23 protein-coding genes and 1 other RNA gene are annotated in these 25,392 nt (G+C 66.9%); 11 read left to right on the plus strand and 13 right to left on the minus strand.

The genetic code is table 11. The features are described 5' to 3' along the window. Positions 1–19: 19 nt before the first annotated feature. From ACOGW9_RS14785 to ACOGW9_RS14805, 5 genes are all read left to right on the plus strand, one after another. Complete coding sequence (locus ACOGW9_RS14785; RefSeq protein ID WP_419913097.1) at positions 20–907, plus strand: alpha/beta fold hydrolase; 888 nt, start codon at positions 20–22, stop codon at positions 905–907. A gap of 100 nt (positions 908–1,007) precedes the next feature. Continuing rightward, positions 1,008–1,757: a SagB/ThcOx family dehydrogenase gene (locus ACOGW9_RS14790; RefSeq protein ID WP_419912580.1), complete on the plus strand. Its 750-nt coding sequence runs from the start codon at positions 1,008–1,010 to the stop codon at positions 1,755–1,757. A 21-nt stretch (positions 1,758–1,778) separates the two neighbouring features. Continuing rightward, positions 1,779–2,837 carry a 4Fe-4S dicluster domain-containing protein gene (locus ACOGW9_RS14795; protein ID WP_419912582.1) on the plus strand — a complete coding sequence of 353 codons (1,059 nt, stop codon included), beginning with the start codon at positions 1,779–1,781 and terminating at the stop codon, positions 2,835–2,837. Between the two features lie 119 nt (positions 2,838–2,956). Then, positions 2,957–3,739 (plus strand): SDR family oxidoreductase, encoded by a 783-nt coding sequence (locus tag ACOGW9_RS14800; protein WP_419912584.1) that lies wholly within the window; start codon positions 2,957–2,959, stop codon positions 3,737–3,739. Positions 3,740–3,850: 111 nt separating this feature from the next. Next, the gene (locus ACOGW9_RS14805) at positions 3,851–4,156 is read left to right on the plus strand and encodes an addiction module antidote protein (RefSeq protein WP_419912586.1); all 306 of its coding nucleotides are present in this window, start codon (positions 3,851–3,853) and stop codon (positions 4,154–4,156) included. A 4-nt stretch (positions 4,157–4,160) separates the two neighbouring features. On the opposite strand, the gene ACOGW9_RS14810 is transcribed toward ACOGW9_RS14805, so the two are convergent. The 3 genes from ACOGW9_RS14810 to ssrA all read right to left on the minus strand — a co-directional run bounded on the left by ACOGW9_RS14810 (position 4,161) and on the right by ssrA (position 5,585). Then, on the minus strand, positions 4,161–4,724 hold the full coding sequence (locus tag ACOGW9_RS14810) for a hypothetical protein (RefSeq protein WP_419912588.1): 564 nt from the start codon (positions 4,722–4,724) through the stop codon (positions 4,161–4,163). A gap of 40 nt (positions 4,725–4,764) precedes the next feature. After that, positions 4,765–5,187: a PPOX class F420-dependent oxidoreductase gene (locus ACOGW9_RS14815; protein WP_419912590.1), complete on the minus strand. Its 423-nt coding sequence runs from the start codon at positions 5,185–5,187 to the stop codon at positions 4,765–4,767. Between the two features lie 34 nt (positions 5,188–5,221). Next, positions 5,222–5,585, minus strand: a transfer-messenger RNA (tmRNA) gene (ssrA, locus tag ACOGW9_RS14820). Between the two features lie 115 nt (positions 5,586–5,700). On the opposite strand from ssrA, the gene ACOGW9_RS14825 reads away from it, so the two are divergent. Next, a complete protein-coding gene (locus ACOGW9_RS14825; protein ID WP_419912592.1) occupies positions 5,701–6,618 on the plus strand; it encodes a 50S ribosomal protein L11 methyltransferase in 918 nt (305 codons plus the stop codon). A gap of 5 nt (positions 6,619–6,623) precedes the next feature. Here the strand turns inward: ACOGW9_RS14825 and ACOGW9_RS14830 are convergent, their stop codons facing one another. Beyond that, entirely contained in the window at positions 6,624–7,388 is a 765-nt protein-coding gene (locus ACOGW9_RS14830) for an SDR family NAD(P)-dependent oxidoreductase (RefSeq protein ID WP_419912594.1), read from the minus strand. A gap of 85 nt (positions 7,389–7,473) precedes the next feature. Here ACOGW9_RS14830 and ACOGW9_RS14835 point away from each other — a divergent pair, with 85 nt between their 5' ends. After that, positions 7,474–8,520 carry an ABC transporter ATP-binding protein gene (locus ACOGW9_RS14835; protein ID WP_419912596.1) on the plus strand — a complete coding sequence of 349 codons (1,047 nt, stop codon included), beginning with the start codon at positions 7,474–7,476 and terminating at the stop codon, positions 8,518–8,520. Here ACOGW9_RS14835 and ACOGW9_RS14840 read toward each other — a convergent pair. The 3 genes from ACOGW9_RS14840 to ACOGW9_RS14850 are packed head-to-tail and all read right to left on the minus strand — an operon-like array spanning position 8,517 to position 11,512. Beyond that, on the minus strand, positions 8,517–9,695 hold the full coding sequence (locus ACOGW9_RS14840) for a phytanoyl-CoA dioxygenase family protein (RefSeq protein ID WP_419912598.1): 1,179 nt from the start codon (positions 9,693–9,695) through the stop codon (positions 8,517–8,519). The two genes, ACOGW9_RS14835 and ACOGW9_RS14840, sit on opposite strands and share 4 nt — an antisense overlap. Positions 9,696–9,711: 16 nt before the next feature. Then, complete coding sequence (locus ACOGW9_RS14845; protein WP_419912600.1) at positions 9,712–11,088, minus strand: replication-associated recombination protein A; 1,377 nt, start codon at positions 11,086–11,088, stop codon at positions 9,712–9,714. A gap of 34 nt (positions 11,089–11,122) precedes the next feature. After that, entirely contained in the window at positions 11,123–11,512 is a 390-nt protein-coding gene (locus ACOGW9_RS14850) for a VOC family protein (RefSeq protein WP_419912602.1), read from the minus strand. A gap of 119 nt (positions 11,513–11,631) precedes the next feature. Between ACOGW9_RS14850 and ACOGW9_RS14855 the strand changes: the two genes are divergently transcribed. Then, positions 11,632–13,281, plus strand: a complete 1,650-nt coding sequence (locus tag ACOGW9_RS14855) for a fumarate hydratase (RefSeq protein ID WP_419912604.1) — start codon at positions 11,632–11,634, stop codon at positions 13,279–13,281. Here ACOGW9_RS14855 and ACOGW9_RS14860 read toward each other — a convergent pair. Beyond that, positions 13,278–13,721 carry a PGPGW domain-containing protein gene (locus ACOGW9_RS14860; protein ID WP_419912606.1) on the minus strand — a complete coding sequence of 148 codons (444 nt, stop codon included), beginning with the start codon at positions 13,719–13,721 and terminating at the stop codon, positions 13,278–13,280. The genes ACOGW9_RS14855 and ACOGW9_RS14860 overlap by 4 nt on opposite strands. 117 nt (positions 13,722–13,838) lie before the next feature. On the opposite strand from ACOGW9_RS14860, the gene ACOGW9_RS14865 reads away from it, so the two are divergent. Beyond that, complete coding sequence (locus tag ACOGW9_RS14865; RefSeq protein ID WP_419912608.1) at positions 13,839–14,714, plus strand: MBL fold metallo-hydrolase; 876 nt, start codon at positions 13,839–13,841, stop codon at positions 14,712–14,714. Here ACOGW9_RS14865 and ACOGW9_RS14870 read toward each other — a convergent pair. Next, on the minus strand, positions 14,711–15,823 hold the full coding sequence (locus ACOGW9_RS14870; RefSeq protein WP_419912610.1) for an acyl-CoA dehydrogenase family protein: 1,113 nt from the start codon (positions 15,821–15,823) through the stop codon (positions 14,711–14,713). The two genes, ACOGW9_RS14865 and ACOGW9_RS14870, sit on opposite strands and share 4 nt — an antisense overlap. A gap of 119 nt (positions 15,824–15,942) precedes the next feature. On the opposite strand from ACOGW9_RS14870, the gene ACOGW9_RS14875 reads away from it, so the two are divergent. Then, positions 15,943–20,115 (plus strand): ABC transporter substrate-binding protein, encoded by a 4,173-nt coding sequence (locus ACOGW9_RS14875; protein WP_419912612.1) that lies wholly within the window; start codon positions 15,943–15,945, stop codon positions 20,113–20,115. Positions 20,116–20,137: 22 nt separating this feature from the next. Here the strand turns inward: ACOGW9_RS14875 and ACOGW9_RS14880 are convergent, their stop codons facing one another. Continuing rightward, positions 20,138–20,929 carry a tyrosine-protein phosphatase gene (locus ACOGW9_RS14880; protein ID WP_419912614.1) on the minus strand — a complete coding sequence of 264 codons (792 nt, stop codon included), beginning with the start codon at positions 20,927–20,929 and terminating at the stop codon, positions 20,138–20,140. Between the two features lie 41 nt (positions 20,930–20,970). On the opposite strand from ACOGW9_RS14880, the gene ACOGW9_RS14885 reads away from it, so the two are divergent. Next, the gene (locus ACOGW9_RS14885; RefSeq protein ID WP_419912615.1) at positions 20,971–21,954 is read left to right on the plus strand and encodes an NAD(P)H-quinone oxidoreductase; all 984 of its coding nucleotides are present in this window, start codon (positions 20,971–20,973) and stop codon (positions 21,952–21,954) included. 136 nt (positions 21,955–22,090) lie between these two features. Here the strand turns inward: ACOGW9_RS14885 and ACOGW9_RS14890 are convergent, their stop codons facing one another. The 3 genes from ACOGW9_RS14890 to ACOGW9_RS14900 form a co-directional block, all read right to left on the minus strand. Next, the gene (locus ACOGW9_RS14890) at positions 22,091–23,404 is read right to left on the minus strand and encodes an ATP-binding protein (protein ID WP_419912617.1); all 1,314 of its coding nucleotides are present in this window, start codon (positions 23,402–23,404) and stop codon (positions 22,091–22,093) included. Positions 23,405–23,832: 428 nt separating this feature from the next. Further along, entirely contained in the window at positions 23,833–24,039 is a 207-nt protein-coding gene (locus ACOGW9_RS14895; protein ID WP_419912619.1) for a hypothetical protein, read from the minus strand. A 56-nt stretch (positions 24,040–24,095) separates the two neighbouring features. After that, positions 24,096–25,367, minus strand: coding sequence for a citrate synthase (locus ACOGW9_RS14900; protein WP_419912621.1), 1,272 nt, complete (start codon positions 25,365–25,367; stop codon positions 24,096–24,098). Positions 25,368–25,392 lie beyond the last annotated feature (25 nt).

Genomic DNA, 25,392 nt, shown 5'->3' on the forward strand with positions numbered 1-25,392 from the left:
CGGAGGTGACGTCGTGCCGATGATCCAAGGAGACGGGGTCGAGCTGTACGCGGAGGAATCCGGCGCTGGGCATCCCATCGTGTGGCTGCACGAGTTCGCCGCCGACTACCGCACGTGGGAGGGACAGATCCGGCGGTTCAGCCGCAGCCATCGATGCATCGCCTACAACGCCCGCGGCTATCCGCCGTCGGAGGTGCCCGAGAGCGATGCGGCGTACACGTTCGAGCGGGAGCGGGACGACTTGCGGGCCGTCCTCGACAGCCTCGGCATCGAGCGCGCTCACATCGTCGGCCTCAGCATGGGTGCGTATACCGGGCTGATGTTCGCCTTGCGGTATCCCGAGCGGGTCACGTCGTTGCTGTTCGCCAGCGGCGGGTCTGGCGCGTTCGGCGACACCCGCGAAGCGTTCCTGGCCGAGGTCCGTGCGGCTGCCGAGGCGATGATGAACGAAGGGATGGAGGTGGCAGCGGAGCGGCTGGCTGTCGGCGCCACCCGTGTCCAGCTTCAGAACAAGGACCCCAGGGGTTGGGAGGAGTTCAAGCAGTACCTGGCGGAGCATTCGGCGGTCGGCTCCGGGCTGACCATGCGCAACTTCCAGGCCGGGCGCCCGTCGCTGTACGACTTCGAATCCGAGCTGCGCCAGCTCGACGTTCCCGTGCTGCTGGCCGTCGGCGACGAGGACGATCCGGTCATCGAGACGAACGTCTTCCTCAAGCGGGTGCTGCCGCGGGCCGGCCTGTGGATCGCGCCCCGCACCGGCCACGGGATGAACCTGGAGGAGCCTGCTGCGTTCAACCAGATGGCGGCGGACTTCTTCAGCGCAGTAGAAGCCGGTCAGTGGACCCGCCGTGACCCACGCGCCGATCCCGCCCACTCTTCGCTCGGCGGTGCCCGCTCCGCGAGCTGAGCCGTCGAATGTCGTGACGCGCCGATGGCCGGGCGCGTGGAAGGCCCCTTCGGGGACGTGACAGACTCGCTGATAATCGGCGTGATCGCAGGAGCGAAGCGTGGACGATGAAGGTCTGAACGTCGCCAGGGCACTCGAGGAGACGATCCAGCGGGAGGCTGCCGAGGCCGAAGCGGCGAATCCGCCGGACAACCCGCCAGATTCGTGGGTCCGCAAGAACGTCAAGTCCTATCCGGGTGCGGAGAAGCAGCAGCTGCCCCACCCTGTGCCGGCCCCCATGTCAGTCGGCGACGTGTTGTCTCGCCGTCGCTCCTGCCGGAGTTTCTCGGGCGAAGCAGTGCCGCTCACGGCGCTGGCTTCTGCGTTGGGAAGCGCGCTGTTGACCCGCGGTGACGCGCTGTCGCGGCCCTATCCATCGGCAGGTGCGCGATGGCCCGTCGAGACGTACGTGATTGCCCGCAACGTCGAAGGCCTCGCTGAGGGCGCGTATCACTACGACGCGGCCGACCACATGCTCGCTCGTGTGAATGCGAGCATCAGCGCCGAGTCGCTTGCGCAGTGCTTCAGAGTGCAGGAGTTCGGCCCGCTGCCTCAGGCGGTGGCCGTCGCGACGGCGACGTTCACGCGGTCGTGGGCCAGATGGGGCATCCGGGGCTCCAGATTCGCCTACCAGGAAGCCGGAGCGGCAATCATGGCCCTCGATCTCGCGAGCATCGCTGCGGGACTCGACACGGTGTGGCTCGGCGGATTCGACGATGTCCTGCTCTCGGAAATCCTCGGCCTCGACTGGAGCCAGGACTCGGAGACACCCGTGCTGGGACTGGGCATCGGCCGAGCCGTGCCAGAGTGACCCTCGCCGGGAAGCGGGACGGTGACTTCTGAACAAGAGGGCCGGTCGGGCCGGCCAGCGAGGCCGCAGCGGCTGCGGCGGATGGAGCGTCGGACGCCGGTCTGGGAGGCGCCGGGCGAGATCGTCGAGTTGATGGGCGAGGTCTCGGGCAACGAGTTGAACGGCTGGGGCTCATCTGAGGCTCGGCAGCCGACGCTGGTCATGTGGGCTCATCCCGCCACGATCGCCCACGGCCCGGTCCAGGTGCGCATGACCGAGGAGTTCATGGCTCATCCTCAACTGCGCACAGTGCTGCGCACCGATGACCGCCACGAGCCCGCACCGGTCGATTCGCGCAGGATCGATCGCACGCCGGCGGAATGGCTCACCGAGATCACCGAGTTTGCGACGAGCGAGCAGGGCCACAGCGTCGAACTGGTGGCGGTCGTGGCAGCCCGACGCGAATGGTTCTTCGAGGGCCGCGAGTCCGGCCTTCCCTGGGCGATCCTGCTGGCCGTCGCGATGGACCACAGCGAGTTGGCGACCGCGCCCGAATACACGTCGGCCATGGAGGTCCACCGTCAATACAACCGGGGAACCGCTGCTGCGAGGACGCTGGCCGACTGGATCCGCAGCCGAGGATTCGAAGCGGTGGGCCACGGCGGCCCCGGCGCGGGACCGATGCAGATGGTCCCTGCTGCGATCGCCGCCGGGCTCGGAGAGCTCGGCAAGCACGGCTCGATCATCAACAGCGAACTCGGTTCCTCGTTCCGGCTGGCGCTGGTGCTCACCGACGCGCCGCTCGTTGCGACCCCTCCGGACACCTTCGGTGTCGACGAATTCTGCAGCGGCTGTCGCGTCTGCACCGATGCCTGCCCTCCCGACGCCATCGCCCCCGACAAGCGCCTCGTGCGAGGAACGGAGAAATGGGCGGTCGATTTCGACCGGTGCCTGCCGTACTTCGCCGTCAGCTATGGGTGCGGCATCTGCATTGCCGTGTGCCCGTGGTCGACACCCGGGGCCGCCCCGCGACTTGCCGACAACATGCGCCGCAAGCTCGCCCGAGACCAAGCAGACGAGCCTCCAGCGCAGACCAACTGATGTCAGGGGCACATCGCATCGCCCAAGCAGCCTCCCCGCGTCCTCCAACGTTTCGGTGAGTCTTCTCCGAGCGCAGTCGCTCCCTCGTGTCTCGCTCGATTCCCGCTATGAATACGCGGATGGGAGTCATCGTGATCACCGGGTCCGCCGGCGGGATCGGCCAAGCGGCCCGAGAACGGCTTGTGAGCGACGGCCACGAGGTGATCGGGGTCGATCTCCGGGACGCCGAGGTCATCGCCGACCTGTCCACAGCCGAGGGTCGCGCTGCGATGATCGATGCGGTTGCCGCCGCCAGCGGCGGACGGATCGACGGTCTCGTGGCAGGTGCGGGAATCACCGGACCCGACCCGGCTCAGGTCGTGTCGATCAACTACTTCGGGGCAGTGGTCACGATCGCAGGGCTGAGACCGCTGCTCATCACCGGGGCTGATCCCTCAGCAGTCGCGATCAGCTCCAACTCCAGCACCGCCATGGCCGATCTGCCCGAGGGTCTCGTGGATGCCTGCCTGGGCGACGACGAAGCCGAGGCTCGTGCGCTGGCGGGCGCTGATCCCATCGTGGCCTATGCCGCCAGCAAGCTCGCGTTGGCTCGATGGGTTCGCCGCACCGCCGTCGGCCCGGATTGGGCCGGTTCCCGAATCCGCCTGAATGCCGTGGCGCCGGGGCTCATCGACACCCCCATGACGGCAGACATGATCGACGTCGTCCTGTCGCTCGGCGAGCTCTACCCCATCCCGCAGGAACGGGCAGGGCGCCCCGAAGAAGTGGCGAACCTGCTGTCGTTCCTGCTGTCGCCCGAAGCAGGCTTCTTCTGCGGATCGGTCGTGTTCATGGACGGCGGCAGCGACGCCGCCCTCAACCCCGACGCCTGGCCCACCTACGTCAGCTCCACTTCGCCCTGACCAAGCCTCAGTAGCGAGGGCCTTGCAACGGCGCTGGGAGGCCTTGCCAAAATGTATCCTCTGAGATACAACTCGGCACAATTCCTCTAGCGGGCAAGAGGATTGACAACGATGGCATCAGTGACGGAACGGTCGTGGGAGCCGGCGGACCACCTCGCCACACCGGACGACGCAAGGGCATATCTCAATGCTGCTCTCGAGACCGGCGAGACCCGGTTGATTGCGGCAGCGCTTGGCGACATCGCGCGCTCGGAGGGAATGTCCAAGATTGCTGCTGCCTCCGGACTTGGGCGCGAAAGCCTCTACAAGTCGCTGTCCACAGAAGGCAACCCGGCGTTCTCAACGGTGCTGAAGGTCCTCAACGCGTTCGACCTCAGACTGCACGCAATCCCCGTCGGCACCGCCACAGCGCCGTAGTGAGCTAATCGCCGGTGCCGTCGACGAGAGTCTCTTTCAGACATTCGTCGACGGTTGCTCGAATGTCGGACCACTGCACCGGTTCGGCAATTTGGTCGAGACGGTTGATGCCCAGCGATTTCTGCGTGCCGAGCTCCCCGTCCAGGACGCTCGTACGTACGACCCAGAACTGCCAGTAGTCGGGATCGGCGACATTGACGTTGTCTGCGGGCACAGCTGTGTGCAAGCAGAACACATACACGTCGGCGAATCGTTGGGGCTGGTCATGATGGGTGAAGGTGTCCGTCGCCGCAGACCATGACGTCTTCTTCTGCTCGATGCCGAATCTGATTGGCGCCGAATGGTTGGGGTTCCAGCTTTGGCTACGTCCTGCGGCCTTGACTTCGATCTTCCTATCGCGATACAGCAGGTCGTAGGCATCCCATTCCTGGCGCTCGCTGGCTTTGTCAATCACGTCGAGGGCCATGCCGACGAGCCATTCCGCGAACAACCCGCGGTTGCGGTTGTCGACCAGATTGCCGAGCGCCCAGCGGCGGAAGTCTTCGAGGCTCAGCGGGTTCTGTGGCACGGCCGGCGACCGTAGCGGGATGAATGTCCTCGGGCCGCAGTCAGTCCCAGTCGGCGACGCCGTCGACACCGGTGATGCAGGTGGGGTGCAGACGCACCAGGCACTCACCGGGACCGGAGTTGCGCTCACCGAACGACTCGGCCTGATCCTTGCCCATGTAGCGGGCTCCAGCGAGGGTGGACACGCGCCGCAGCTCATCGGGGTCCTCGGAGAGTTCCACGACCCCGTCCACCTTCACGAACGCGTACGGCGGCGTTTCGGTGTCGACCACCAGCGAAACACGCGGCTCGCGCCTCATGGCCAGTGCCTTGCCGCTGCGCGTGCCGGTTGCAAACAGCAGATCGCCGTCGTCGACGATGAACCACACCGGCGCCACATGGGGATGTCCGTCGGCCGCGACCCATGCGAGCTTGCCTGTCCGTGAGCCCTCGTTCAGAAACTCCCATGCCTCCGAAGTGCTCATCGGGTGCATGCAGGTTCCCTTCGTGCAGCGGAACGAGTGGAGGTGGCGGGAATCGAACCCGCGTCCTTCAACGTTTCGGTGAGTCTTCTCCGAGCGCAGTCGCTGGGGGATTGTCGGGCGATGGCGGGCAGCGACACCCTGCCAGTCGCCGTAGCCGTCTGTGCGTGTCCCCGGCGCCCCGTCGGCACGGGCGGCGGGCGAGCCCTGCAGATGATGGCACCGACGCCCGCAGGACTGGGGCTATCGGGCCGAACTCACAACCTGAGATCAGGCTGCGAGCACCAGATCGTCTTGATCGACGTTGGCGTTTGTATTTGTTTCCGGCTCTTTTTCGTGGATCCGGAGACCACGGCTCGCTTCTCTCACTTCAACCGTCAAAGTCGAAACCGATCACCCCCAGGTGGTTAGCGGTACCCACGCTGTGCGGGTCCCGTTCGGCGGGCTACCACCCTAGCGATGGGCTGTGACGGGCCGAACGCGGCGTCATGACGGTCTGATGGCGAGAATGCTGGGGTGAGCGATCCGCAGCCTCGGGCTGCGCTGTGGGGTGACGAGCGCCACGGCGGTGCGTGTGTCGTGCTCGCCGACGATGCTCCGCTGGGGATGGGTGGCGGTGAAGCGCCAGATGGCGGGCTGCTCAGACCCCCGCTGCCGGAACGGCTGGCGGCAACGGCGTTGGCGGTGGCACACGAACGACTGGGGCGGGGCCGGTGGGTGAGCCGGCTTCGGGTAACTGACGACCGTTCCGCTCGAGAACTGGTGGCACAGCTGCGCGCCGACGGTCACGCCGCTGTGCTGGGGCCGCCCGACGAAGCGCACGTTGTGGGCTGGCGAAACCGCAACCGTGCGGTGCAGGTCGGCGGGAAGCTGGCCGTTTGCTTCCCGTGGGCGGACGCTGACGCTGCGGCGGTGGTCGAGGTCGACCCTGGCGAGGCATTCGGCGCGGGCACTCATCCATCTACCCGGCTCCTCGCTGAGTGGCTCGCGGAGCACATCAGCGGCGGCGAGCGGGTGCTCGACGTGGGGTGCGGCAGCGGGGTGCTGGCGCTGGTAGCGGCCAGGCTGGGTGTTGCCGAAGTGGTGGGCATCGACATCGAACCGGCAGCGATCGCGGCGGCCGAGGCCAATGCCCAGCGCAACGGACTCGACGCCGTGGCCAGCTTCGGCGTAGCCCCTGTCGGCGGCGCCGAACTCGGTACATACGACGTGGTCGTTGCCAACATCACTGCTGGTGTGCTGATGCCGCTAGCCGGCGACATTGCCGAGCGAGTCGCACCTGGATGCTGGCTTGCCATCAGCGGCATCTCCGCAGCCCAGACTTCGTCGGTTGCTGCCGCCTACCGCCGCTACGGCATCGAGCTGGCCGATCCCGTCCGGCTCGACGACTGGGTCTCGCTGTCGGGGCGCAAGGCGTCGGGCGGTCTGGTCTGACGCGCTTACGAGCTGGGGGCGGGGTAGTTGGCCCAGGCGGTGACGCCTTGGTAGCCGCCGTCGACGGTGATGGTCTGGCCGGTGACGTAGCGGGCTTCCTCGCTGGCGAGGAAGGCGACCACGTCGGCGATCTCCTCGGGCACGCCCCAGCGGCCGAGCGCGATGTGGCGCTCGAGGCCGTCGGCGAGACCGGGGATCTCGCGGCCTGCCGCCCACATCTCAGTGATGATCAGACCGGGCGCCACGGCGTTCACACGGATGCCGAAGCGGCCATATGTGGCTGCCTGCGAGCGGGTGAGCGAGTCCAACGCAGCCTTGGTTGCCCCGTAGGTGGCCAGCTCGCTCACGCCGACCGAGCCGGCGATCGAGGACATGTGGATCACCGAGCCGTGACCTCGCTCGCCCATCTGGCGGGCCAGCGCCCGGGTGGTCTCCAGCGGCGCCAGGTAGTTGAGCTGCAGCACTGCCTGATCGCCTCCTGGTTCGCGCAGCTCGCCCCGTCCTGCGTTGTTCACCAAGATGTCGACACCGCCGAGAGCATCGACAGCGGCGGCAGCCAGATCAGCACCGGCGCCGGCTACCGCGAGGTCGCTCTGGATCACCACCGGGTCGTGCGGCAGCTCGGCCGCGATTCGATCTAAATCGTCGGTGGTTCTCGCCGCCAATGCCACCCGCGCACCATCCCGGGCCAAGACCCGCGCACAGTGCTCGCCGATGCCCCGGCTTGCCCCCGTCACCAACGCCGTCCGTCCGCTCAACCTCTCCGTCATTCCCCAGACCTTCCCTTCGCGAATCATCAGTTTGCGTCAAGAAACCTGTTCAGGCAGGCGTCGGGGAGTGCGTAGCGTCTTGCACATGGCAGACGGGCGAGGCGGCGGGACGCTGCGGATCACGGGTGCCCACGTTCACTTCGACGGCTTCAGGGCGCTGGACGGGGTGGACCTCGCGGTCGGCGACGGCGAGATGGTGGTGCTGCTGGGACCATCGGGCTGCGGCAAGACCACGCTGCTGCGAGCCGCCTCGGGGCTGCAGCCGCTGGACGCCGGCAATATTGAGCTCGACGGGCGCGACTTGACCGGTCAGCGCCCCGACCAGCGCGGCATCGGCCTGATGTTCCAGGACGAGGTGCTGTTCCCGCACTTCGATGTCGAGGGCAACGTGGCGTTCGGGCTGCGCATGGCCAGGGTGCCCTACGCGGAACGGCGTCGGCGAGTGGCCGAAGTACTCGCGCTGGTGGGCCTGGCGGGCTTCGAGGGCCGCGATGTGGCCACGCTGTCGGGCGGCGAGGCGCAGCGGGTCTCGCTGGCACGGGCGCTCGCACCTGAGCCGAGGGTGCTGCTGCTCGACGAGCCGTTCGGCTCGCTGGACCGGCTGCTGCGAGAGCGTCTCATCGACGAGCTGCGCCCAGTGCTCGACCAGGTCGGCGTCACAGCCGTGCACGTCACCCACGACCATCACGAGGCGTTTGCCTTGGCCGACCGAATTGCGGTGATGGCATCTGGTCGTCTGCTGCGGATCGGCACGCCCGAAGAGGTGTGGACAGACCCCCGCACCGCCCAGGTGGCCCGATTCTTGGGTCACACGAACGTGTTCGACTCCGAAGTGCCGCCGGAGCTGGCTCAGGCAGCCGGTCGCTCGGACAGCTTCGTGCTGCGGGCCGACCGCATCGAGGTGGAGGTTGACGACGGCGCCAGCGCGGACGTCGCAGACGCTGTGACGGCGCAGCTGCCGGCCACGGTAGTCCGGCGTCGCTTCCGCGGCGACCGCTACGAGGTGCGGCTGGAAGCAGACATCGGCGGGGTCGCCACCACCCTGGACTCCATCACTCCCCACGGACCCGCAGTGGGCGCCAACGTGAAGCTGCACATCGGCCCAAGTGCCGTGCTCGCCCTCGAGACCTAGATACCGAGGTCTTTGAGGTTGTAGTCCTTGATGGCCTCACGGGCGTCGTCGTCCCAGACGAACTCGTGCTCGCGGCCCACGTTGGGCTGGTACACGAACGGCGTCTCGGCACCGAAACGCTTGGCACGGGCGTCGATGGCCCAGCCGATCACCCGGGAGCGCTCGGCGATGTAGGCCTCGTCGTACAGCGAGATCGGGTTGTGGACGCCGCCGCTGCGCACGCCCAGCACCGAGCGGCGCCGGTGGAAGCCGAAGTTGATGGTGACCCGCGGCCGCTCGGATGTGTTGGCGAACGAGCCATGGATGGCCTGGCGGCTGGTGATCGCGACATCGCCGGGCTCGCAGATGAGCGGCACCGCATCGGGGAGCCGGTCTGAGCCTGCTGCCTGGCACATCGCCTTGATGTCCAGCTTGCCCATGCGGTGCGAGCCGGGCACCACCCACAGGCCGTTGGTAGCGTCGCAGCCGTAGAGCTGGGCCATGAAGTTGAAGCCGTGCGTGCCCTCGTCGAGCTCGGGATGGTCCCAGTGCGTCCAGCCATCCTGGTGCCATGCCACCGAGCCGCCGAGGCCCGGATGCTTGATCCACACCACCTCGTTGAACGGCGTGAAGTCAGAGCCGTTGAGCGCTTGCGCGACGCCTAGCAGGCCGGGGTGCGCGTACACCCGCAGGCAGGCCTCGGAGTACTGCAGCGAACCGCTGATGACCTGCGCCACCCATTCCGGCGAGCCGTCGGGGGCTGCGGGCTCGAACATCTTGAACGGATGGCGCCCGTGGGCGACATCGGTGCCGCCGTAGGGATCCGACAGCGGGCGGACGAACGAGATGGCCTTGCCCGTGCGGCCGGCATCGAGCGCCGGGCGGCCGTGCCGGTCGATGTCGGAGTCGGGGCCGGTGGGGCAGCGGTCGAGCAGGTCGATGACGTCGGCCTCGATGTCGGCCAGTTCGTCAGGGCCGAGCACGCCCGTGAAGACGTAGAAGCCGCAGCGCGAGTAGGCCTCGGCAATCTCTGGATGCAGGTCGCCGCTGTCGGTGAAGCGGATCGGTCCACGGTTGCCGAGCTGCATCGCCCGCTCGGTGCCGGCTGCCCGGTAGGCGACCATGTCGTCTTCGACATCGCCGTATTCGACGATGGGTACCTCGGTGAGTCCCAGCGTTGCTGCATTCGCGCTCATAGTGCCCCCATTGTGGTCAGTCGGCGGCTGGTTCGCTGGATTGCTCGGCGGGCGCCGCGGGGCGCAGGTCGCGTTCGCGGCCGTGCTCAGAGGGTTCCCAGTAGACGTTGCCGGCTACCTCGTCGGGCCGGTGCTGCTGGGGAACCCAGCCGCTCGGGTCGTCATGCGGGTACACGTAGCCCTCGCCGTGGCCCAGCGATGCGGCGCCTTGGTAGTGGGCGTCTCGCAGGTGGATCGGCACCTCGCCGGCGCCGGCGGAGCGGGCATCGGATTTGGCGCGGCTGAGCGCGACCGTGACCCGGTTCGATTTGGGGGCGGTGGCGAGACGCACCACAGCGTGCGCCAGGTTGAGCTGGGCCTCCGGCAGCCCCACGTACTCGACCGCCCGGGCGGCAGCTTCGGCCACCAGCAGGGCCGAACTGTCGGCCATGCCGATGTCCTCCGAGGCCAGGATGACCATGCGGCGAGCGATGAAGCGAGCGTCCTCGCCGGCATCGAGCATGCGGGCCAGCCAGTACAGCCCCGCATCGGGATCGGAGCCCCGCAGCGATTTGATGAACGCGCTGATCGTGTCGTAGTGGCCGTCGGCGCCGTAGCGGACCGCTTTGGCGTCCACGGCGTGCTCGGCATCGGCAAGCGTGACGCGAATGCTCCCGGCCGATGCGTCAGGGGCGGCGTGGGCTGCGCCGCTGATCTCGACGGCTTCGAGGGCCTCTGCCTCCTGGCGGCGCATGGCGAGCGCCACCGCGACCTCGGTGCTGGTGAGTGCGTGGCGCCCGTCGCCGCCGCTGCGGGCAGCGATGTGGTCGATGGCGTCAGCGTCGGCCTGGGCGCCCTCGGCTTCCAATGCCCGATCGATGAGGGTGCGCAGCGCGCCGTCGTCGAGCGGCACCAGCCGGAACAGCGTCGAGCGCGACAGCAGCGGCGGGTTCACCTCGAAGTGCGGGTTCTCGGTGGTGGCGCCGATCAGCACGATCAGGCCGTCCTCGACCGCGGGCAGCAGCGCATCCTGCTGCGCTTTGTTGAAGCGATGCACTTCGTCGAGAAACAGGATCGTGCCTCGGCCATGCTCGCCGAGCCGCAGCCGGGCGTCCGCGATGACCTCGCGCACGTCCTTGACGGTGGCGCTCACCGCCGACAGCTCGCAGAACTCCTTGGCGGTTGATGCGGCGACGACCCGAGCCAGCGTGGTCTTGCCAGTGCCCGGAGGCCCCCACAGGATCACCGACGCCAGACGATCGGCTTCGATCAGCTCTCGCAACGGTTGCCCGGAGGCAAGCAGGTGGTCCTGGCCGACGATCTCGTCAAGCGTGCGAGGGCGAAGCCGTGCCGCCAGCGGCGCCTGGCGCGCCAGCCGCTCGTTGCCGGCAGCCTCGAACAGCCCCTCGCTCACGCCTCGACGGTACGCGCTCGTCGTGCCGGCAGGATCACAGCTCGGTGTGATCCACCTCGTACGCGCGGATGCGCTTGGCGAAGCTCAGGTCATGTCCCGCGGGGTCGAAGATGGGGAACATGCGCTCACCCCAGGGGGCGTCCCGGGGAGCTGCTTGCGGCGTCAGGCCCGCGTCGAGCGCTTGCTGGTAGAGCGCGTCCACATCGTCCACGTGGAAGATCACTCGGCCCCAGCCGGTCTCGGCCCCCGCAGGGTTGTCCACGGCGATCAGGTTGACGAAGCACTCAGCGCTGCGCAGCGTGCTGAAGGGCGCGTCATCGCCGCCGTAGCTGAGCCGGAAGCCCAATGCCTCGTAGAACCGCACCGACGCCGCCATGTCGGCGGTCCGCAACGTGATCGCATTGATCGACTCGACACCAGCCACGGTGCCATTCTCGCCGCGGAATCCGGTGGCGCGCCGACACCGTCCAGAGGCGCCGCAATCCGGCCATGCGCGACGGCGCGGTCAGTTCGCCGACGGGCAAGCGTCCGTAGCATGAAGCAATGAGCACCTACACCCACGTGGAGTTGCTTCCCACCGGACCCGCCGATGTGACCTACCGGCACCTCACGTCCGACTATGTATCGACCGTCACTGCCGCGGGGCGGCGCTTCCTTCAAGTCGAGCCCGAAGCGCTGCGGTTGCTCACTGCCGAGGCCATGCGAGACATCTCGCACCTGTTCCGCACCGGTCACCTGGCCTCGATCGCTGCGATCCTGGACGATCCCGAAGCGTCGGCCAACGACCGGTTCGTGGCCTTGGAACTGCTCAAGAACGCCAACATCGCCGCCGGGGGAGTGCTGCCGAGCTGCCAGGACACCGGCACGGCGATCATCTGGGGTCACAAGGGCGAGCGGGTGCTCACCGGCACCGCAGACGAGCCCGACTTCGACGATGCCGAGGCCATCTCCCAGGGGGTTGCCGACACCTTCCTCACGTCGAACCTGCGCTACTCGCAGATGGCCCCGCTCGACATGTTCACTGAGCGCAACACCGGCAACAACTTGCCCGCCCAGATCGAGATCTACGCATCGCCGGGCGACGAGTACGAGCTGGTCTTCATGGCCAAGGGGGGCGGCTCGGCCAACAAGAGCTTCTTGTTCCAAGAGACCAAGGCCTTGCTCAACCCCGACAGCCTCACTCGGTTCCTCGACGAGAAGCTGCGCACGCTGGGCACTTCCGCCTGCCCGCCATACCACTTGGCGGTGGTGATCGGCGGCACCTCGGCCGAGTTCGCCGTGAAGGTGGCCAAGTACGCGTCGGCCAAGTATCTCGACACGCTGCCCACTGCCGGCAGCGAGGCCGGCCACGGCTTCCGCGACCTCGAATGGGAAGGCCGCATCCTCGAGTTCACCCGCGAATTCGGCATCGGCGCGCAGTTCGGCGGCAAGTACTTCTGCCACGACGTGCGGGTGGTGCGCCTGCCCCGTCACGGCGCGAGCTGCCCCGTTGGCATCGCCGTGTCGTGCTCGGCCGACCGCCAGGCACTCGGGCGCATCACCGCCGACGGCATCTTCCTCGAACAGCTCGAGACCGATCCCGCCCGATTCCTGCCCGAGACCGAGGAGCAGGAGTTGTCAACCGGGGTGGTGCCCATCGACGTGAACCAGCCGATGGATGCCATCCGCAACCAGCTCACCCAGCACTCCGTCAAGACCCGCTTGTCGCTCACCGGCACGTTGGTGGTGGCCCGCGACATCGCCCACGCCAAGCTGAAGGAACGCCTCGACGCCGGCGACGGGCTGCCCGACTACCTGCGCGAGCGCCCGGTCTATTACGCCGGTCCTGCCAAGACACCGGAGGGCTACGCCTCGGGCTCGTTCGGCCCCACGACTGCGGGGCGCATGGATTCCTACGTGGAGCAATTCCAGGCCGCCGGGGGCAGCCTCGTCATGCTGGCCAAAGGCAACAGGTCACGCCAGGTCATCGAGGCGTGCGCTCGCTACGGCGGCTTCTACCTGGGCTCCATTGGCGGCCCGGCGGCCCGGCTGGCCAAGGACTCGATCCGCAAGGTCGAGGTGCTCGAATACCCCGAGCTGGGCATGGAAGCGGTCTGGCAGATCGAGGTGGAGGACTTCCCGGCCTTCATCGTGGTGGACGACAAGGGCAACGACTTCTTCAGCGAAGTCTCAACGCCCGTCCATATTCACTAGTCGCGCCAGAACAGGATCACGTCGAGCGGGTTGATGTCGCCGACCGTGAACCAGATCGAGGCGGCAATGCCCGCCGCGGCGAGCAGCACCATCGTTGCGATGGTCGAGCGGGGCAGCTTGCCATCGGCATCGGACGGCAGGCGTTCCCGCACCTTGCCCAGCAACCGGTCGGCCCATGCGGCGTCCCGGGCCAAGATCGCCAAGCCCACGGCGACCACCAGCATCCCCGGGCCGGGCAGCGGCATCATGATGACGCCGAGCACCACCACGCCGAACCCGAAGCCCATCCGGACCAGCCGGAGCATCGAACTGCGCCACGCCTTCTGACGGGTCGGCTCGCGCTCGCCTGTCTCCAGCTCGGCCGCGATAGCGGCTTCGCGGAACCGCTCGCCGCGGGTCGGATCGCCGGGATCAGGTGTATGTCGGTCAGGTTCGTTCATGGCTCGGCACGGCATCAGTCGGCAAGGCGGCAATAGTGTGGCGCGTCGCAGGCGCTCCGCAACGTCGCAACCGCGATCAGCGCCGCGCTTGTGAAACCGAAACGAGGAGAGCCGACGATGCCGACCGTCGACAAATCCACCCCGATCGCGTGGACCGTGGGCGATGCTCAGCTCACGCGTATCGCAGAGCTCGAAGTGCACTGGCCCTTCGGCATCCTGCTGCCCGGCGCCGAGGACGTCATCGACGACTACGACTGGTTGCGACCCGACTTCGTCACCGACGACGGCCGTATGCGCCTGTCCATGCATTCGGTGGTCATCGAGTCGGCGGGATTGCGAATCATCGTGGACACCTGTGTCGGCAACGACAAGTCACGCCCGGGCGCGCCCCCGTTCGAGCAGCTCTCCACCCCGTTCATGGCCGACCTCGAAGCGGCGGGATTCGCGCCCGAGACGATCGATTTCGTGGTGTGCACCCACCTTCACGTCGACCATGTGGGCTGGAACACCCGCCTCGTCGACGGCGCCTGGGTGCCCACGTTCCCGAACGCCCGCTACCTATTCGTGCAAGCCGAGTACGACTACTGGCGTGCCGAGCCGCAGGACTACGGGCCGGTCTTCGAGGATTCGGTGCAGCCCATCATGGATGCCGGGCTCGCCGACCTCGTCAGCCCCGACCATCGCATCAACGACGAGGTCTGGTTCGAATCCACGCCCGGCCACACCCCCGGCCACGTCAGCGTCATCATCGAATCGGCTGGGGAGCGAGCGGTCATCACCGGCGACATGATCCACCACCCGCTGCAGTTCGCCCGACCCGACATGGCCTCCAGCGCCGATTACGCGGCCGACGGCGCCTCCACCGCCACGCGCATCGAAGCGTTCCCTCGCTGGTCTGACGGCCGGCTGGTGATCGGCACCCACTTCGCCGGCCGCACTGCAGGCCACATCGAGACAACCGACCAGCCCAACAGCTGGATCTTCGCCCCCTAGCCGCGGGGTTCGCGGGGCAGCCGCAGGATCCGCTCGCCGATGATGTTGCGCAGGATCTGCGTGGTGCCGCCCATGATCGTGTAGGCGGGCGCGTACACCACGTTGCGCGACACCCGGTTGGCCAGCATCGTCTCGGCGCCTGCCACGTCGCCCACGAAGCGGGAGACCTCCTGCTCGAACTCGGTGCACCACGTCTTGGTCACCGCCGAGTACTGGGGGAAGGGCGTCTGGCGCAGCACATTGCGCAGCACCATGTCGCGGCCAATCCGGTAGCCGGTCTCGATGCGGGCCATCCGCTGGCGAACGAGCGGGTCTGAGGTGTCGGCCCGGTCCTTCATGTCGAGGTAGAGGCGCTGGTTCGAAGCCAGCCGGTCGATACCGCCTCGCTCGTGCTCGAGCTGGCGCATGGTCTGGGAGAAGCTGTTGTTGAGCTCGCCCACCAAGTGCTTGACGGGCACGGCCACCTCATCGAAGTACACCTCGTTGAAGTGGGCGTCGCCCGAGGCGTCGCGGATCGGCCGCACCTCGACGCCCGGGGTGTCCATCGACACGATCAGCTCGCTCATGCCCTTGTGCGGCGGGGCGTCGGGATCGGTGCGGCAGATCAGGTAGCACCAGTTCGCAGTAGCGGCGCCGCTCGTCCAGATCTTCTGGCCATTCACGATGAAGCGGTCACCGTCTCGCACCGCCGTCGTGCCGATCGCGGCCACGTCCGAGCCTGCATCGGGCTCCGACATGCCAATGCACCAACGGGATCGCCCGGCGCGCATCTCGGGCAGGAACTGGGCCTGTTGCTCGGGCGTGCCGTAGGTGAGCAGCACTGGGCCGATCTGGCGATCCGGGAAGAACGAGCTGGCCATCGGCGCCCCCCCGAGCAGCAGCTGCTCGGTCACCACGAACCGCTCGACCTCGGGCCGCCCATCGCCGCCGGCTTCGACGGGCCAGCACATGCCGATCCAGCCGCGCTCGCCCAACCGCAGCGTGAACTCCTCGGAGTAGCCCACCAGCCAGCTGTCGTCGATCGTGAACAGGTCCGCGGTGGCCTCGCTCACCCAGCTGGCAGCTTCCTCGGCCAGATCGGTCAGCTCTTGAGGCCAGCGGTAATCCATCGCCGAGACCCTAGGAGGTTGAACCCCGCAGCAGGGAGGCTCCGCTGGGTCGGCGAGGCCGAGTTGTACTCTGCCCGACCGTCGGCCCGCCCACATTTTCCTGACGCGAGGACACACCCATGACCCGAGCCCGTCGCGCCACATCGGCCAAGGCCGTAGCCATCTCGCTGGTCGCTGTGCTGGCGTTGCAGCTGGCGGTCCCGGCTGCCGCCAGCGAGCACGACGATGAGCGGTCGGACCGTGCAGCGCTCGAGGAGTTGTTCGCTGCGACCGGCGGGGACAGTTGGGGCCGCAACGACCTGTGGGGCTCTGGGGCGCCGCTCAGCCGGTGGCACGGCGTCACCACCGACAGCGACGGGCGCGTGGTGCGGCTCGAACTGCCGTCCAACGGCCTGTCGGGGGAGCTTCCCGAGGCGATCGGCCAGCTCACGCACCTGCAACGCCTCGACCTGGGAGACAACGGCATCCATGGCGAGATTCCCCGGGCTATCGGTGAGCTCACCAGCCTCCGAGAGCTCGACCTGCAGAACAATCGGCTCTACCGGCAGATCCCTGCCGAGATCGGCGAGCTCACCAACCTGACGCTGCTTGATGTCAAGCACAACGCCCTGTGGGGCAGGAATCCCGTCGAGCTGTGGCAGCTCGAAGACCTGCGTGTCCTCGACATGCGGGGCAACCGCATGTCGGGCCCGCTGCCGTCCGAACTGGGCGAGATGACCCAGCTCTCGCACCTGGTGATCAGCGACAACCTGTTCTGGGGCGAGATCCCCGCCGAGATCGGCCAGCTCCGCAACTTGGCGTGGCTCGATGTCAGCCGCAACAGCCTGTCGGGTGAGATTCCAGCCGAGATCGGCGACCTCGCCAGCCTGACGTGGCTCGATGCCAGCAACAACTCGCTTTCGGGCGAGATGCCCGCCGAGATGGGCAATCTGTCACGGCTTGTCACCCTCGACCTGCGTGCCAACCATCTCACGGGATCGATCCCCGCAGCGCTGGGCGGCCTGGGCGAACTCGAGTACTTGGTCATCAGCGAGAATCGGCTGTCCGGGGAGCTTCCTGCCGAGATCGGCCAGCTCTCCGAACTCAGGCATTTGCGCCTCGAACACAACAGCCTCACCGGAGCGCTGCCGCCCGAGTTGGGCGACCTGGGCGATCTGCGCTACTTGCGGCTGGAAGGCAACCAGTTGATGGGTCAGATTCCCGCCGAAGTGGGCCAGCTCGCCAGGCTCAAGGAACTCCGGCTGGAGCGCAACCGGCTCACGGGCGACATTCCTAGCCAAATCGGCGAACTCGGCAAGCTCCAAGTGTTGAACCTGGGCGACAACCAGCTCTCGGGCACCATTCCCGCTGAGCTCGCGGACGCAGCGAGCCTCGCCGAACTGCGCCTCGACCGCAACCTGCTGACCGGCCGGATCCCGAGTGCTCTGGGTGCGCTCACGAAGCTGAAGCGCCTCGACCTCAGCGACAACGTCCTCTACGGGCAGATCCCCTATGCACTGTGGGACCTGACCGAGCTTCGCCAGCTCCGGCTGAATGACAACGAGCTGTCCGGTCCGCTGAAGACGGCGGTCGCCAACCTCAGCGAGCTCACCGAACTCGACCTGAGCAACAACCTGTTCTCCGGCCAGATCCCGGTAACCGTCGGTCGCCTCGCCAAGCTGCGCAGCCTGCGCATGGCGAACAACGAACTGAGCGGGTCTATCCCCAGCAGTGTCGGCAGGCTCGGTCAGCTCGGGAGCCTCGATCTCAGCCGGAACTCGCTCACTGGCGCACTGCCGGGGAGCTTGGCTCGGCTGGCGAAGCTCGAGCAACTCGTCGTGCACGACAACCAGTTGTCGGGGGAGATCCCCACCGAGCTCAGCGGCCTAGACGAGCTGCGCAACCTCGACCTGAGCCGGAATGCCTTCACCGGTCACATTCCGCCCGAACTCGGCGGCATGGACAGTCTCGAGCGCATCTCGCTCAGCTTCAACCAGCTTGACGGCCCCATTCCCACTGAATTCGGCGACCTGGCGAATCTGCGGATCCTCTTCCTCCGGTACAACGAGCTGAGCGGTGAGATCCCGCCCGAACTCGGCAACCTCAGCTCGCTGACGCGGCTCAACCTGTGGCACAACGAGCTGACCGGTCCCATCCCTGCCGAACTCGGCAACTTGGTGCACCTCGCCCGGCTCGATCTCGACGACAACCAGCTGTCCGGCGAGATCCCGGCCGAGATCGGCAATCTCGTCGAACTGACCGAAGTGTGGCTGCGGGGCAACGAATTGACCGGTGAGATCCCGGCCGAACTCGGCAACCTCGCCAAGCTGCGACGGCTCTACCTCGACGGCAACCAGCTCACCGGGGCCATCCCGGCCGAATTCGGCAATCTCAGCAGCATCAGACGGCTCTGGCTCCAGGGCAACCAGCTCACCGGCTCTATCCCTGCAGGCTTGGCGGCGCTGGCCTACCTCGAACAGATCAAGCTCGGCGGCACCAACACTCTCAGCGGCTGCATTCCCGCCGACTGGCGCTACGCCGAGTTCTTGGCCGACGATCTCGACAGCCTCGGGCTGTCCTTCTGCCCGTCCGAGCAAGACTTGGCGACCCAGGCGATCGTGGACGAGCTGCGCCGCAATGCCGACGACTTCTCCTACGAGATCGGCACCCACGGCGGAGCGCTCACGCTGGCGACGATCTCTGAGCCACTCACCTTCAACCTGGCGCTGTCCAACGACGCTGGCTCGTCGAACGTCTTGGGCTACCTCTTCGAGGGCCTCACCGAGACGTCGTGGCTCAACGACGCCGTCGAACCGATGCTCGCCGAGTCGTGGGAGCGCTCAGACGACGGCCTGCGCTGGGTGTTCCGCCTGCGTGACGATGTGCGGTGGCACGACGGCACGCCCTTCACAGCGCACGACGTGGACTTCACGTTCAACCAGGTCATCTACAACGACGACTTCAACGCGTCGAGCCGTGCCACCTTCGAGTTCCGCTATCTCAACGATGACGGAGAGTGGGAAACGTCGAAGATGAATGTGGCGGCGCTCGACGATCACACGGTCGAGTTCGTGCTGCCCCAGCCGTTCGCACCGTTCCTGCGTTCGATGGGCACGTCCATCTACCCCAAGCACATCTTCGAAGCGCCCATCGAGGCGGGCACGTTCACCGAGTTCTGGAACATCGACACCGACCCAACCGAGATCGTCGGCACCGGCCCGTTCACCATCGGCGAGTACACGCCCGAGGAGCGGGTCGTCTTCAAGCGCAACCCGCACTACTGGCAGACCGATGCCAACGGCCAGCAGCTCCCGTACCTGGACCGGGTGGTGCACATCGTGGTGCCGGACCTGGAGTCCGAGCTGGCGCTGTTCCGCGACGGCACTGCCGACTTCCACGGCGTGCTGGGCGAGGAGTACGCGCTGCTGGAGCCGTTGCAGGAAGACGAGAACTTCGCCCTGCATCGCCGGGGCCCTGGCTTCGGCACCACGTTCCTGACCTTCAACCAGAATCCGCGCTCGAACGACGCGGGCGAGCCGTTCGTGGATCCGACCAAGCTGCATTGGTTCAGCAACGTGAACTTCCGTCGGGCGGTGGCCCACACGCTCGACAAGGCGGCCATGATCGACGGCATCCAGCACGGGCTGGGCTACGAGCAGTGGTCGTCAGTGAGCCCGGCCGCCGGCGACTTTCGCAACCCCGATGTGCGTCGCTACCCGTACGACATCGACAGGGCGAACGATCTCCTGGATGACTTGGGGTGGATCGACACCGACGGTGACGGCATCCGCGAGGACGACTTGGGCAACCCGATCTCGTTCACGCTGGTGACCAACACGGGCAACGCCGTGCGCCAGGCAGCTACAGAGATCATCCGGGACGGGATGGCCGCAGCGGGTCTCGACGTCACGTACGAGGCGATCGAGTTCAGAGACCTGGTGTCGCAGCTCACCACCACCTATGACTGGGAGGCGATGGTCATCGGCTTCACCGGCGGCCCTGATCCCTACAGCGGCATCGGCTTGTGGCACAGCTCCCAGTCGTTGCACCTGTGGCATCCGTTCCAAGACGAACCCGCGACCGACTGGGAAGCCGAGATCGACCGGCTCTATATCGAGGCCAGCCAAGAACTCGATCACGACAAGCGAGTCCTGCTCTATCGCGCGGCGCAGGCCATCGCCGCAGCGAACGTGCCGTTGATCTACACGACGCTCGGCGAACGGCTCGGCGCCGTGCGCAACGTGTTCGGCAACACCACGCCGACGCTGTACGGCTACTGGGACATCCGCTACCTGTACCGCACCGACCGGTAGGAGACGCTCGTCGGCAGCAGCCTCAGATCAGCAGGTTCGCCCGCAGCATCTCCAGCGACGCCGGGTCGAGGCCGTGAGCGAGGAGGTACCCCTCGACGCCCGTCGCCGCGCTGCCGTTGGACAGTCGCCCGAAGCGGTCATCGATCTCCGCCAGCACTGCTGACATCACCCCACGCGGCGCGCTGAGGATGGCGCGCACGTCGTCGATGTCGATGTTGATTCTGGCGAATTCCGGCGCCAGCTCCTTGATGCGCTGGTGCGAACGCAGCTCGTTCGACAGGCAGTAGTCGTCCAGCACGGTCTCGCGGGCGACGCCGAGCGCTTCCAGCAGGAGCGCTGACGCGATGCCGCTGCGGTCCTTGCCGGCCGTGCAGTGGAACAGCATCGGCAGATGGTCGACGTCGGCGGCAATGGCCACGAGCTGAGCGAACCGCTCGCCGTAGGAGCCGATCATCTGCAGGTACAGCCCGGCCATGTCGTCTTCACTGACCGACCGCAGCCGACCCTCGAAGATCTGGTCCACCATGCTGATGTCGCCGTCCACGGTGTCGCCCACCGGCAGCGAGATGTGCGACGTCACGCCGGGCCACAGCCGCGAGCGGTCACGCTCGATCTCGGGTCCGGCACGGAAGTCGACCACCGTGCGGATGCCGCGGCTGCCCAGTTCTTCGAGATCGTCGAGGGACAGTGCGCTCAGGCGATCGGAGCGAAACAGCGCTCCCATCCGCACATGACGCCCGCCCCCTGCGGGATAGCCGCCGATGTCACGGCAGTTGTTCGCGCCCTCGAGGGTGATGACAGCATCCCGACGCACGGGCTCGCAGGGTAATCACTTCCGAAGTACCGTCGCCGCCCATGCGTGCAGTGGTGATACCCGAATACGGCGGCGTCGACGTGCTCCAGGTACGGGAAGTGCCCGACCCGGCGCCTGGGCCCGAAGAGGTGCTGGTGAATGTGGCTTGTTCGGCGATGAATCGGGCCGACCTGCTCCAGCGGATGGGCCTGTACCCCGCACCAGGCCCCAAGCCCGAATTCGAGATCCCGGGTCTCGAGTTCGCAGGCACCATCGCCGCGCTCGGCGAGCGAGTTACCGGCTGGTCGGTGGGCGACGAGGTGATGGGCATCGTGTCGGGCGGCGCGAAGGCCGAACAGGTCGTCACCCACGAGCGCATGCTGCAGCACATCCCCGCTTCGGTGGCGCTGCACGATGCCGCAGCCATCCCGGAGGTGTTCATGACCGCCCACGATGCGCTCGTGACCCAGGGGGGTCTGGCCTCAGGCGGCACGGCGCTGGTGCATGCAGGCGCCTCGGGCGTGGGCACCGCCGCGATTCAGATCGTCAAGGCCATCGGCGCCCGCATCGCCGTCACCTGCTCGACGTCGAAGGTGACGGCCTGCACTGATCTCGGCGCCGACCTCGTCATTGACTACACCGAGACCGACTTTGCTGATGCGATCAAGGAGTGGACCGGCCGCCAAGGCGTCGACGTGGTGCTCGACGTGATCGGCGGCGATTACCTGGCCCGGAACATCGCCTCAGTGCGCGTCCAGGGGCGCATTATCCAAGTCGGTGTCATGGGCGAGCCGACGGCCACGTTCCCGCTCGGCGCGCTGCTGCCCAAGCGGGCGGCGCTCATTGGCACCGTGCTGCGCTCACGGCCCATCGAGCAGAAGATCGATGCCAACCAGCGGTTCTGCGCCGAGCTGCTGCCGCGTTTCGACGACGGCTCGCTGCGTCCGATCATCGACTCGCGCTTCGCACTCGACGACATCGCCGAGGCGCACGAATACATGGCCACCAACGCCAACGTCGGCAAGATCCTGCTGGACATCGCATGAGGCCGACCCATGTCGTGCTGCTGGTAGTGGCGGGAATGTTGCTGCACATTGCCGTTGCATGGGCAGTGAACGCCCGCCGTCGCGATCCAATAGCGATGGCAGCGTTCGGAGGCGGAGCGGGTGGTGTGTCGTGCGGTCACGGGCCGAGGAGCGTGAGGGGCGCGACCGCCACGCCGTCGCTGCGCTCATAGGCGTACCCGGTGGCCGTGATGACGAGCAACTTGGCGGGCGGACCCATCCGGTCGGTGTCTATGTGGTCACAGAGCTTGTTCAGCGATGTAGCGGCTTCGTCGATGGAACTTGGCTCGCCGAGCTTGACCTCGACAGCGATCCAGCGGCCGTCGCGCAATTCGACGATTGCGTCTGCTTCGAGTTCGTTGCTGTCGGAGTAGTGGTACACGCTGCCACCGAGCGCATGGGCGTAGATGCGCAGGTCGCGGACTGCCAACGATTCGAACAGGTGGCCGAGCAGCGCACGGTCGTCGAGGAGTCGTTGCGCGTTCGCGCTCAATGCGTTGACGGCGAGCGCCGGGTCAGCCAGATGCCGTTTCGCTGCCTGGCGCAGGCGGGCGCGCGACGCCAGATGGGGTGACCAGTGCGGTTGGTCTTCGCTGATGTGGATGGCTTCGAGCGTGGACAGGTAGCTCTGCAGCGTTGCGTGAGCGAGCGGCTGCCGCCCCGCGATGTCTGCAGCAAGCGTCTTCATTGTCGGCGCTGAGCCGCTGTGACGTGCCAGCGAGGCAATCGTGCGGCGCACGTTGGTGGGGTCGTGTCTGCGGCCGGCAAGCTGTCTGATGTCTACCCGGCAGATTTCGTCCAGGTAGTCCGTCAGATACAGCTGGGCATCGGACGGACTCATCGCTACACATGCGGGCCAACCGCCACGACAGAGCACATCGACGACGGAGCGCAGTTGTGCTGCAGCATCACCGTCGTAGGTCTGGTCCGCCGTGGCCGGCGAGTCGCTGGGCCATGCGGCGCATGCCTCGCCGTCGAACAGGCCTGCGAGGCTGACCAAGCCGGGCGAGTCACCCGACTCGAACAGCGACAGCGTGCGCATCCGCAGCCGAGCGACCCGGCCGGCGCCGGAATGACGGGTGATGTCATCGGCTGGCTGGGCCGACCCCGTCAGAAGGAAGAGTCCTGGTCGACCGAGGCGGTCGCTGATGCGCCTTAGCTGGTTCCACAGCGGCTCGGCGAGCTGCCACTCATCGAGCAGTGTCGGAAACGGCCCATCGTCTAACGGCAGCGTGCCGTGGGCGGCGTGCTCCCGGGCGGCGCTGTCGCGATCAAGCGGCAGGATGCGCTGTGCCAGCCGGCTGGCTGTCGTGGTTTTGCCGCACGCGCGCGGTCCGTCAATGACGGCCATCGGCATGATCCTCAGCCGTTCGGCCAGCAGTACATCGACGACGCGCGGCAGGTAGGCAACTGTGTCTGCCGTCGCGTCCATTGCAGCCTGACTGTAGCGAACTCAGCCTTGCAGACTCCACCTATGTGAATGTTTGCAGGTGATGCATGTGAACATTTGCAGGCATCACGCTGCGACGATTGCGGAAGCGCTCATGCCGGTTCGACGCAGGTCTGGATGCCGTTTTCGCGCACCACGTGATGTCGGTTTGGCGCAGCAGCAGATGTCACTATCGCGCACCGTTTGATGTCGGTTTGGCGCACGAAGGAGTGGGCGCTAGATCTGAAACTGACAGAGGTTGTTGACAGTCGGGCTTTCTCGTGAGAGGAAGTCCTGATGGACGATCGAGAACAGCAACGCAAGATCCGGCATCGCTTGGCGGTGCTCCGACACGCCGAGTAGGTCTCAGGCAACGTCGCGGCGACGTGCCGCTAGGTCGGGCTTGGCCTTGACGTCGGAGCAGGCCACGATCAGTGCTGCGCCACGACGCTGGACGATTGCTGACCGGGGACCAACTCCGCCCGCCATTCGCCAATACGAGAGTCGGCATCCACGTACTCGGCAATCATCGCCAAGAGATCGACGAGGTCGCCTGCGCCTCCGTTGAACCCACGGTCATCCTCGGCCCAGAACGAGACGCCTTCACCTGCGTTCGGGTGGATTCGTACTACGTGCATGTCACTCCCGAACCGGAACGTCCTCGTCTGCCCCAGAGCAGAATGCGGAGCGACAGCTAGCGGCCTTCGATCGGCACGTAGTCGCGCTGGCCCGGGCCGGTGTACTTCTGGCGGGGCCGGTAGATCTTCTGCTCGGGATCGCCGAGCATCTCCACCCAGTGCGCCAGCCAGCCCGGCGTGCGGCCGATGGTGAACAGCACCGTGAACATGTCCAGCGGGAAGCCCATTGCCTCGTAGATGAGCCCCGAGTAGAAGTCCACGTTCGGGTACAGGCGCCGGTCCTTGAAGTAGGAGTCGCTCAGCGCCACCTCTTCGAGCTTCATGGCGATGTCGAGGAGCGGGTTCAGGCCGGTCACCTTGAACACCGCGTCGGCGGTCTCCTTGATGATCTTGGCCCGCGGGTCGTAGTTCTTGTACACCCGGTGGCCGAAGCCCTGCAGCAGCACGTCGCCGGACTTCGCCCGCTCGATGTACGCAGCCACATTGTCGTAGGTGCCGATCTCGTGCAGCATGTGGATGACCTGCTCGTTGGCGCCGCCGTGCAGCGGCCCATACAGCCCGCAGGTCGCCGCAGCCACTGCCGTGTATGGATCGGCCCGGCTGGATCCGACCGTGCGCATGGTGGTGGTGGAGCAGTTCTGCTCGTGGTCGGCGTGCAGGATGAACAGCACGTCGAGGGCTCGTGTGAGCGTGGGGTCGGGCACGTAGTCGGGGTCGGCGACGGCCCACATCATCCGCAGGAAGTTGCCCGTGTAGGTGAGGTGGTTGACCGGGTACTCATAGGGCAGGCCCATCCGGTTGCGGTAGGTGAACGCCGCCATCGTGGGCATCTTGGCCATCAGCCGGATGGTCTGCACGAGCCGGCTGTAGGGATCATCGATGTCCTTGGCCTCGGGGTAGAAGGTCGACAGCGCGGCGATGGTGGAGACCAGCGTGCCCATCGGGTGGGCGTCGTAGCGGAAGCCCTTGATGAAGCGTGTGATGTCCTCGTGCACGTAGGTGTGGAACGTGATGTGGTGGATCCACTCGGCGGCCTCGGCCTCGGTGGGCAGTTCGCCGTGGATCAGCAGGTAGGCCACCTCGAGGAAGCTGGACTGCTCGGCGAGCTGCTCGATGGGGTAGCCGCGGTACCGCAGGATCCCCTCGTTGCCGTCGATCTCGGTGATCTTCGAATCGCAGTTGGCCGTGGAGAGATAGGCAGGGTCGTAGAACCACAGGCCTCGGTCCAGCTCGCGCAGTGCGGCCGCGGAGATCGTGCCGTCGACCACCGGGACGGTCACCGACTCTCCTGTGCGGTTGTCGGTGATCGTGAAGCTGTCCTGCGCCATCAGTCCCCCTCGTTCGCGCCGCCGA

The organism is Candidatus Poriferisodalis sp. (genome assembly GCF_965203655.1).
In the GTDB taxonomy this organism is placed as follows: domain Bacteria; phylum Actinomycetota; class Acidimicrobiia; order Acidimicrobiales; family Poriferisodalaceae; genus Poriferisodalis.

Coding starts and splice junctions, on each gene's coding strand:
- ACOGW9_RS14785 (WP_419913097.1), top strand. CDS start 20: ATGATCCAAGGAGACGGGGTCGAGCTGTACGCGGAGGAATCCGGCGCT.
- ACOGW9_RS14800 (WP_419912584.1), top strand. CDS start 2,957: ATGGGAGTCATCGTGATCACCGGGTCCGCCGGCGGGATCGGCCAAGCG.
- ACOGW9_RS14805 (WP_419912586.1), top strand. CDS start 3,851: ATGGCATCAGTGACGGAACGGTCGTGGGAGCCGGCGGACCACCTCGCC.
- ACOGW9_RS14815 (WP_419912590.1), bottom strand. CDS start 5,187: ATGAGCACTTCGGAGGCATGGGAGTTTCTGAACGAGGGCTCACGGACA.
- ACOGW9_RS14830 (WP_419912594.1), bottom strand. CDS start 7,388: ATGACGGAGAGGTTGAGCGGACGGACGGCGTTGGTGACGGGGGCAAGC.
- ACOGW9_RS14835 (WP_419912596.1), top strand. CDS start 7,474: ATGGCAGACGGGCGAGGCGGCGGGACGCTGCGGATCACGGGTGCCCAC.
- ACOGW9_RS14840 (WP_419912598.1), bottom strand. CDS start 9,695: ATGAGCGCGAATGCAGCAACGCTGGGACTCACCGAGGTACCCATCGTC.
- ACOGW9_RS14855 (WP_419912604.1), top strand. CDS start 11,632: ATGAGCACCTACACCCACGTGGAGTTGCTTCCCACCGGACCCGCCGAT.
- ACOGW9_RS14860 (WP_419912606.1), bottom strand. CDS start 13,721: ATGAACGAACCTGACCGACATACACCTGATCCCGGCGATCCGACCCGC.
- ACOGW9_RS14865 (WP_419912608.1), top strand. CDS start 13,839: ATGCCGACCGTCGACAAATCCACCCCGATCGCGTGGACCGTGGGCGAT.
- ACOGW9_RS14870 (WP_419912610.1), bottom strand. CDS start 15,823: ATGGATTACCGCTGGCCTCAAGAGCTGACCGATCTGGCCGAGGAAGCT.
- ACOGW9_RS14875 (WP_419912612.1), top strand. CDS start 15,943: ATGACCCGAGCCCGTCGCGCCACATCGGCCAAGGCCGTAGCCATCTCG.
- ACOGW9_RS14885 (WP_419912615.1), top strand. CDS start 20,971: ATGCGTGCAGTGGTGATACCCGAATACGGCGGCGTCGACGTGCTCCAG.
- ACOGW9_RS14890 (WP_419912617.1), bottom strand. CDS start 23,404: ATGGACGCGACGGCAGACACAGTTGCCTACCTGCCGCGCGTCGTCGAT.
- ACOGW9_RS14895 (WP_419912619.1), bottom strand. CDS start 24,039: ATGCACGTAGTACGAATCCACCCGAACGCAGGTGAAGGCGTCTCGTTC.
- ACOGW9_RS14900 (WP_419912621.1), bottom strand. CDS start 25,367: ATGGCGCAGGACAGCTTCACGATCACCGACAACCGCACAGGAGAGTCG.